The organism is Phyllobacterium sp., assembly GCF_037994405.1.
GTDB lineage: Bacteria > Pseudomonadota > Alphaproteobacteria > Rhizobiales > Rhizobiaceae > Phyllobacterium.
The window spans coordinates 1-7,185 of the sequence record NZ_JBBNAN010000107.1; the positions used below are offsets into that span (position 1 = coordinate 1).

Annotated in this window: 6 protein-coding genes; 1 reads left to right on the forward strand and 5 read right to left on the reverse strand. The window is 55.5% G+C overall.

Annotated elements, in window-relative coordinates:
• From glnA to uvrA, 4 genes are all read right to left on the reverse strand, one after another.
• Window positions 1-1,177 (reverse strand): type I glutamate--ammonia ligase (gene glnA, locus AAAC48_RS06385; protein WP_340653380.1); only part of this gene is annotated, 1,177 nt, incomplete at its 3' end.
• 70 nt (window positions 1,178-1,247) lie between these two features.
• Window positions 1,248-1,586 carry a P-II family nitrogen regulator gene (locus AAAC48_RS06390; RefSeq protein ID WP_008123000.1) on the reverse strand — a complete coding sequence of 113 codons (339 nt, stop codon included), beginning with the start codon at window positions 1,584-1,586 and terminating at the stop codon, window positions 1,248-1,250.
• 253 nt (window positions 1,587-1,839) lie between these two features.
• Entirely contained in the window at window positions 1,840-2,646 is an 807-nt protein-coding gene (locus AAAC48_RS06395; RefSeq protein WP_340653381.1) for a DUF72 domain-containing protein, read from the reverse strand.
• 60 nt (window positions 2,647-2,706) lie between these two features.
• Window positions 2,707-5,628: an excinuclease ABC subunit UvrA gene (gene uvrA / locus AAAC48_RS06400; RefSeq protein WP_340653382.1), complete on the reverse strand. Its 2,922-nt coding sequence runs from the start codon at window positions 5,626-5,628 to the stop codon at window positions 2,707-2,709.
• A gap of 440 nt (window positions 5,629-6,068) precedes the next feature.
• Here uvrA and AAAC48_RS06405 point away from each other — a divergent pair, with 440 nt between their 5' ends.
• Window positions 6,069-6,587, forward strand: coding sequence for a single-stranded DNA-binding protein (locus AAAC48_RS06405; RefSeq protein ID WP_340653383.1), 519 nt, complete (start codon window positions 6,069-6,071; stop codon window positions 6,585-6,587).
• A 288-nt stretch (window positions 6,588-6,875) separates the two neighbouring features.
• Here AAAC48_RS06405 and AAAC48_RS06410 read toward each other — a convergent pair whose 3' ends face one another.
• Entirely contained in the window at window positions 6,876-7,145 is a 270-nt protein-coding gene (locus tag AAAC48_RS06410) for a hypothetical protein (RefSeq protein WP_340653384.1), read from the reverse strand.
• Between the last annotated feature and the right edge of the window lie 40 nt (window positions 7,146-7,185).

Sequence of the window (7,185 nt, forward strand, 5' to 3'; positions counted from 1 at the left end):
TCGGCTGACCGGGATGGATCTTGTTCTTGATGCCGTCGAGACCAGCCATCAGCATCGCGGCGAAGCCGAGATAAGGGTTGGCTGTCGGATCCGGGAAGCGGATTTCAACACGCTTCGACTTCGGCGATGAGCCGAACGGGATACGGCAGGAAGCCGAACGATTGCGTGCCGAATAGGCCAGCAGGACCGGAGCTTCGTAGCCTGGAACCAAGCGCTTGTAGGAATTGGTCGACGGGTTCGTGAAGGCATTGATCGCCTTGGCATGCTTGATGATGCCGCCGATGAAGAACAGGCAGTTTTCTGACAGACCGGCATATTCATTACCAGCAAAAGTCGGCTTGCCGTCCTTCCAGATCGACATGTGAACGTGCATGCCCGAACCATTGTCGCCAAAGACAGGCTTCGGCATGAAGGTCGCCGTCTTGCCATAGGCATTGGCGACCTGATGCACGACGTACTTGTAAATCAGCATCTTGTCGGCGTTGCGGGTGAGGGCATCGAACTTGATGCCCAACTCGTGCTGAGCAGCAGCCACTTCGTGATGGTGCTTTTCAACACGTACGCCCATTTCTGTCATGACGGTGAGCATTTCCGAACGCATGTCCTGGGCGGAGTCAATTGGCGGAACCGGGAAATAGCCGCCCTTAATGCGCGGGCGATGGCCCAGGTTGCCGGTTTCATAATCGGTATCGTCGTTGGACGGCAGTTCGGTAGAGTCGACCTTGAAGCCGGTGTTGTACGGATCGGCCTTGTACTTGACGTCATCGAACACGAAGAATTCAGCTTCCGGACCAACGAAGATGGTATCGCCGATGCCTTCAGCCTTCATATAGGCTTCGGCCTTCTTGGCCGTGCCGCGCGGATCGCGGTTATAGGCTTCGCCGGAAATCGGATCGAGAATATCGCACAGGATAACCATGGTCGATTGAGCGAAGAACGGATCCATGTGAACCGTATCGGTATCTGGCATGAGAACCATGTCAGACTCGTTGATGGCCTTCCAGCCAGCAATGGAGGAGCCGTCGAACATGACACCGTCGGCAAACATGTCTTCGTCAACTTCAGCAATATCCATCGTCACGTGCTGCAGCTTCCCCTTGGGATCGGTGAAGCGGAGGTCAAGGAATTTTACGTCGTTGTCCTTGATCTGTTTCAGAATGTCTTTAGCGGTCGTCATGTCAATTTTCCTTGTTCAGCGACGATGATATTGGTTGCCGGCGCGAACGTGCCAGCGGAGGGTGTTGGGATCAGATGGCGTCGATGCCGGACTCGCCGGTCCGGATACGCACAACTTCTTCAATATTGGAGACAAAGATCTTGCCGTCGCCGATACGACCGGTCTGCGCCGCCTTGCGGATCGCTTCTATAGCGGCTTCAACGGATTCGTCACCCAGAACGATCTCGACTTTCACCTTCGGCAAGAAGTCGACGACATACTCGGCGCCACGATACAATTCAGTGTGCCCCTTTTGCCGGCCGAACCCCTTGGCCTCAGTGACCGTAATACCCTGAAGCCCAACTTCCTGCAGAGCCTCCTTCACCTCATCCAGCTTGAATGGTTTGATGATGGCTTCGATTTTCTTCATCAGAGAACAATCTCCCTATGCATAGAAACGGACCTCTTGCCCGTTTTTCACTTCAAAAAGCAGGAAGCATGCCAATTGGCATCCCTCTGACAAATAATTCCAGGAATGGGATTTTATCGAGCTTGGGGCAGGGAGTTCCTGAGATATGTGGCGCATAAATCATCGGAAGCGACCGCTGGCGCTCAGTTGACCTGTTGAAAAAATATGCAATATGCACAGAAAATAGGCAGTGTGTGCCTCATTTGAGCGTGAACTAGGTTGTCACGCGCTGCTTCAAGGCCTGTGCTGCCTGCGGGGCGTGCACTTTGCCTTCATGGATGAAATAGACAAAAACATCGCGAGCTTGCGTCGTCGCGTGCTGCTTGGGTGAAGCCAGCGGCAGGTCATCGGGCTCACCGCCCCTTGCCCAAAGTTTAACGCGCTCTGCCCATTTGTCGAGCGCAGCGGCCGGATAGGCGGTATCGATGGCATCATCGCCCTTCTGCAGGCGCGCATAGACAAAATCCGCGGTGATATCGGCAATTTCCGGATATTCGACATGCTCGGCGTAGACCACCGCGACATCGTTCTTACGCGCCAGCGCGATGAAGTCTGGATCAATGAAAGACGCATTGCGGACCTCGACGGCGTGGCGCAGGGGCAAGCCGTCATGCTTCTTTGGCAGGAGCTCCAGGAAGGCGCCAAAGTCGTCTGCGTCGAATTTCTTGGTCGGCGCCAACTGCCATACGAGTGGTCCAAGCCGGTCGCCCAGCTCGACGATGCCGGACTTGACGAAGTATTCTATTGAATCACCAGCTTCCGCAAGAACGCGGCGATTGGTGACGAAACGATTGCCCTTGACTGAAAATACGAAACCATCCGGGACCTGGCTCGCCCATTTGGCGAAAGTCGCCGGTTTCTGCGTGCCATAATAGGTGCTGTTGATCTCGATGGTCTGGAGATGCTGTCCGGCATATTCGAGCTCCTTGGTCTTGGAAAGGCCCTTTGGATAAAAGGTGCCGCGCCAAGGCTCGAAGATCCAGCCGCCAATTCCGGTCCGTACGGTTCCGCTATCGCTCATTCTGGTCTCCTCCCTCCAATTGTCAGATTGTAAAAACCCGCCACAGGGCGGGTTTTCAGGTCATTCCGCAGCCGCCTGGGCCTTGTGTCCGGGACGCCGGCGCAGGAGTTCCTTGAGGAACTGACCGGTATAGGAGCGATCGACCTCGACAATGTCCTCCGGCCGGCCGACAGCGACAATCTCGCCGCCGCCATCGCCGCCATGCGGTCCAAGGTCGATGACCCAGTCAGAAGTCTTGATGACTTCGAGATTGTGTTCGATCACCACGACGGTATTGCCCTGTTCCACCAGTTCGTGCAGCACCTCGAGCAGCTTTGCCACGTCGTGGAAATGCAGGCCGGTCGTGGGCTCATCAAGAATATAGAGCGTGCGACCGGTGGCCTTGCGCGACAATTCCTTGGCGAGTTTGATGCGCTGGGCTTCGCCGCCGGACAGGGTATTGGCCTGTTGGCCAACATGGATATAGCCGAGGCCGACCTTGGCAAGCGTCTGCAGCTTGTCGCGCACCGCAGGCACGGCGGCGAAGAACTCCGCACCTTCCTCCACGGTCATATCGAGTACATCGGCTATCGACTTGCCTTTGAACAGGACTTCCAGCGTCTCTCGGTTGTAGCGCTTGCCATGGCAGACATCGCAGGTAACATAGACGTCCGGCAGGAAGTGCATCTCGATCTTGATCACACCATCGCCCTGGCAGGCTTCGCAGCGTCCGCCCTTGACGTTGAACGAGAAACGGCCTGGCTGATAACCTCGCGCTTTCGCCTCAGGGAGACCGGCAAACCAGTCGCGGATCGGTGTGAAAGCACCCGTATAAGTTGCGGGATTGGAGCGTGGTGTGCGGCCAATTGGCGACTGGTCGATATCGATGACCTTGTCGAGAAATTCCAGGCCGTCGATGCGATCATGTTCCGCGGGATGCTCGCGCGAGCCCATAATACGGCGCGACGCAGCCTTGAACAGCGTTTCGATGAGGAATGTCGACTTGCCGCCGCCGGAAACGCCAGTCACAGCCGTGAAGGTGCCGAGCGGAATTTCGGCAGAGACGTTCTTCAGATTGTTGCCGCGCGCGCCGACGATCTTGATGCGTTTCTTGGTTGTCTTCCGGCGTTCGGCTGGCACGGCCACTTCGATCGCGCCGGAGAGGTATTTTCCGGTGAGCGATTTCGGGCTGGCCATGATGTCGGCCGGTGACCCTTGCGCAATGATTTCGCCGCCGTGAATGCCGGCGGCCGGACCAATATCGACAACATAGTCGGCGGTGAGGATGGCGTCCTCATCATGTTCGACGACGATGACCGTATTGCCAAGATCGCGCAGGTGACGCAGGGTCTTCAACAGTTGCTCATTGTCGCGCTGATGCAGACCGATGGACGGTTCATCGAGCACATAGAGCACGCCAGTGAGGCCCGAGCCGATTTGCGACGCGAGGCGGATGCGCTGGCTTTCGCCGCCCGACAGCGTGCCGGAATTGCGCGACAGCGCCAGATAGTCGAGACCAACATCATTGAGGAAGCGCAGGCGCTCGCGGATTTCCTTGAGGATTCGCGCGGCAATCTCGCTCTGCTTCTCGTTGAACGTCTTGTCGATTTCACGGAACCAGGCATCGGCATGGCGAATGGACTTTTCGGTGATCTGGCCGATGTGCAGTCCCCCGATCTTGACCGCCAGCGCCTCGGGTTTCAGCCGGTAGCCATTGCATGCCGGGCAGGGCGTTCCAGACATGAATCGTTCGATCTCCTCGCGCGACCAGGCGGAGTCGGTCTCTTTCCAGCGACGTTCGAGATTGGGAATAACACCTTCGAACGGCTTGGTGGTGCGGTAGGAACGCAGCCCATCATCGTAAGAAAACTGCACTTCGCGGCTGCCCGTGCCATAGAGAATGGCGTTGTGCGCTTCCTCATTGAGATCGCGCCAGCGGTCACCGAGCTTGAAGCCGTAAGCCGCACCCAGCGCCTCGAGTGTCTGGTTGTAGTATGGCGAACTCGACTTCGACCAGGGAGCGATGGCGCCATTCTTCAATGTCAGGCCTTCGTCAGGCACGATCATGGTCGGATCGATTGCCTTTTGTGTGCCGAGACCATCGCAGGTCGGACAGGCGCCGAAGGGATTGTTGAACGAGAACAGGCGCGGCTCGATCTCCGAGATAGTGAAACCGGAGACAGGGCAGGCGAACTTTTCCGAGAACATGATCCGCTCATGCGTATCGTTCTTGGACTTGTTGGCGGATTCGCTGGCTGTTTCGTCAGCGGGCAGGGGCTTGTCGGCGAATTCGGCCACGGCAATGCCGTCGGCCAGCTTCAGGCAGGTTTCGAGACTGTCCGCCAGACGCGCGGCGATATCGGAGCGCACGACGATACGGTCGACGACGACATCAATGTCGTGCTTGTATTTCTTGTCGAGTGCCGGGACATCTGCAATCTCATAGAAAATGCCGTCAACCTTTACGCGCTGGAAGCCGCGCTTCTGCAGGTCGGCGAGTTCCTTGCGGTACTCGCCCTTACGGCCGCGGACGATCGGTGCAAGAATGAAAAGCCGTGTGCCTTCTTCAAGCGCGAGTACGCGATCGACCATCTGGCTGACGGTCTGGCTTTCGATTGGCAGGCCAGTTGCCGGGGAATAGGGAATGCCGACGCGAGCAAAGAGCAGGCGCAGGTAATCATAGATCTCCGTGACAGTACCGACCGTCGACCGCGGATTGCGGCTGGTTGTCTTCTGCTCAATGGAAATTGCCGGGGAGAGACCATCGATCTGGTCGACGTCAGGCTTCTGCATCATCTCGAGAAACTGCCGCGCATAGGCAGACAGGCTCTCGACATAACGCCTTTGGCCTTCGGCATAAATCGTGTCGAATGCGAGCGACGACTTACCGGACCCCGAAAGGCCGGTCATGACAATCAGCTTGTCGCGCGGCAGATCAAGATCAATGTTCTTCAAATTGTGTTCGCGGGCGCCGCGAATGGAAATGTACTTCTGATCGCTCATGTGTATTTGCCTTTGAGAGGGCGCGCAATTTGGAAGGAGTTAAGCCCTCAGCGAGAGGCTTTCCTATATTTAGAAAGTCTTCTTCGGTTTACGAGGTCAAGCCCTGTTGGAATCACCATAGCCATGTTGACATTGTTAGAGCAAGTGATAGAACAAAAAAAGAACAAACTGCGTGCGCTCTACTGACATAGTGCTGGCAGGGTGTGAAATCAGTTTTGTTCGAGCGTTGGCTGTAAAAAAACGAGGTGCTTTGCGGCTTGTTGCTACGTGGCTTGCGTCAAAACTCTCCTGACAAATCTGGCAGGAGCATTTCGATGGCTGTCCACGCGGGTGTGACCGGGAACTGTATATTGTGGATAGCGGTAATCAGTTGCCCGCCATGAATGCGGCTTCTGTATGATGGCGCAAATTTTAAAAACGGAATTTATGGAGTTCAGATCATGGCAGGCAGTGTCAACAAGGTCATTTTGGTAGGAAATCTTGGCGCTGACCCGGAAGTCCGTCGGCTGGGTTCGGGCGATCCTGTCGTCAATCTTCGTATCGCCACGTCGGAAAGCTGGCGCGACAAGAACAGCGGCGAGCGCAAGGAAAAGACCGAATGGCACAGCGTCGTGATTTTCAATGACAACCTGGCCAAGGTCGCCGAGCAGTATTTGAGAAAAGGCATGAAGGTTTACCTCGAGGGCGCCCTGCAGACGCGCAAGTGGCAGGACCAGACCGGGAATGATCGCTATACGACGGAAATCGTATTGCAGAAATTCCGCGGCGAGTTGCAGATGCTCGATTCCCGTGGCGAGGGTGCTGGCGGTGGCCGTTCGTTCGACAACAGTTCCGGTCGCGGTCAAGTCTCTGACAATGATTACGGTTCGGACTTCGGCCGTTCCAATGCTTCGTCAAGTAGCTCTTCCAGCGCAGGCGGGAATTTCTCGCGCGATCTCGACGACGAAATTCCATTCTAGGCGGGAACGACGGGAATTTTGTAAATTTATCTTACCTAAAGCGCTGAGTGGCATGTTGTTTTTTCTTTACAAAGGCTTCGGCTGAATTCACCCGTCAATCTTGTGGGAGAGTAACCTGAAAGTTTTGTCAATTTGTAGGTTTACGACGTGAACGGCGGTGCTTCGCGGATCCGTTTGCTGCCAAAGGCGAGAGCAGTTCTGTGCGGCGAAGTTGGTGCATTGATTTGTAGCCAACTTTTATAAGCTGTGGAACTAGGGAACCACTGTAGGCCGGAATCATATCCGCGACTATAGTGATTCGGGCCCTTCGATTGACGTTAGGTAATTACTCAATTCAACTTTGTCCAACGTCTCATATGTTACAAGCCTTGTGGCGATCTTTGACACATCTGCCTCGAAGCGCTTCATTATTTGGAGGGATTTTCCATAGGTTTCTTCAAGCCTGCTGTTCACGGCCTTGCTGATGCCGTTGGTTATTGATTGGTCGATGGGGTAAACGGTCGTGACATGAACAAGAGGATGGACGCTGCTCGTCCCGAGAACTGTTTCCAGCGCCATCCCGATCTCCGTTGCTTTTGCTAGTTTACTGCGTCACAAG

Coding starts and splice junctions, on each gene's coding strand:
- AAAC48_RS06410 (WP_340653384.1), bottom strand. CDS start 7,145: ATGGCGCTGGAAACAGTTCTCGGGACGAGCAGCGTCCATCCTCTTGTT.
- uvrA (WP_340653382.1), bottom strand. CDS start 5,628: ATGAGCGATCAGAAGTACATTTCCATTCGCGGCGCCCGCGAACACAAT.
- AAAC48_RS06405 (WP_340653383.1), top strand. CDS start 6,069: ATGGCAGGCAGTGTCAACAAGGTCATTTTGGTAGGAAATCTTGGCGCT.
- AAAC48_RS06395 (WP_340653381.1), bottom strand. CDS start 2,646: ATGAGCGATAGCGGAACCGTACGGACCGGAATTGGCGGCTGGATCTTC.
- AAAC48_RS06390 (WP_008123000.1), bottom strand. CDS start 1,586: ATGAAGAAAATCGAAGCCATCATCAAACCATTCAAGCTGGATGAGGTG.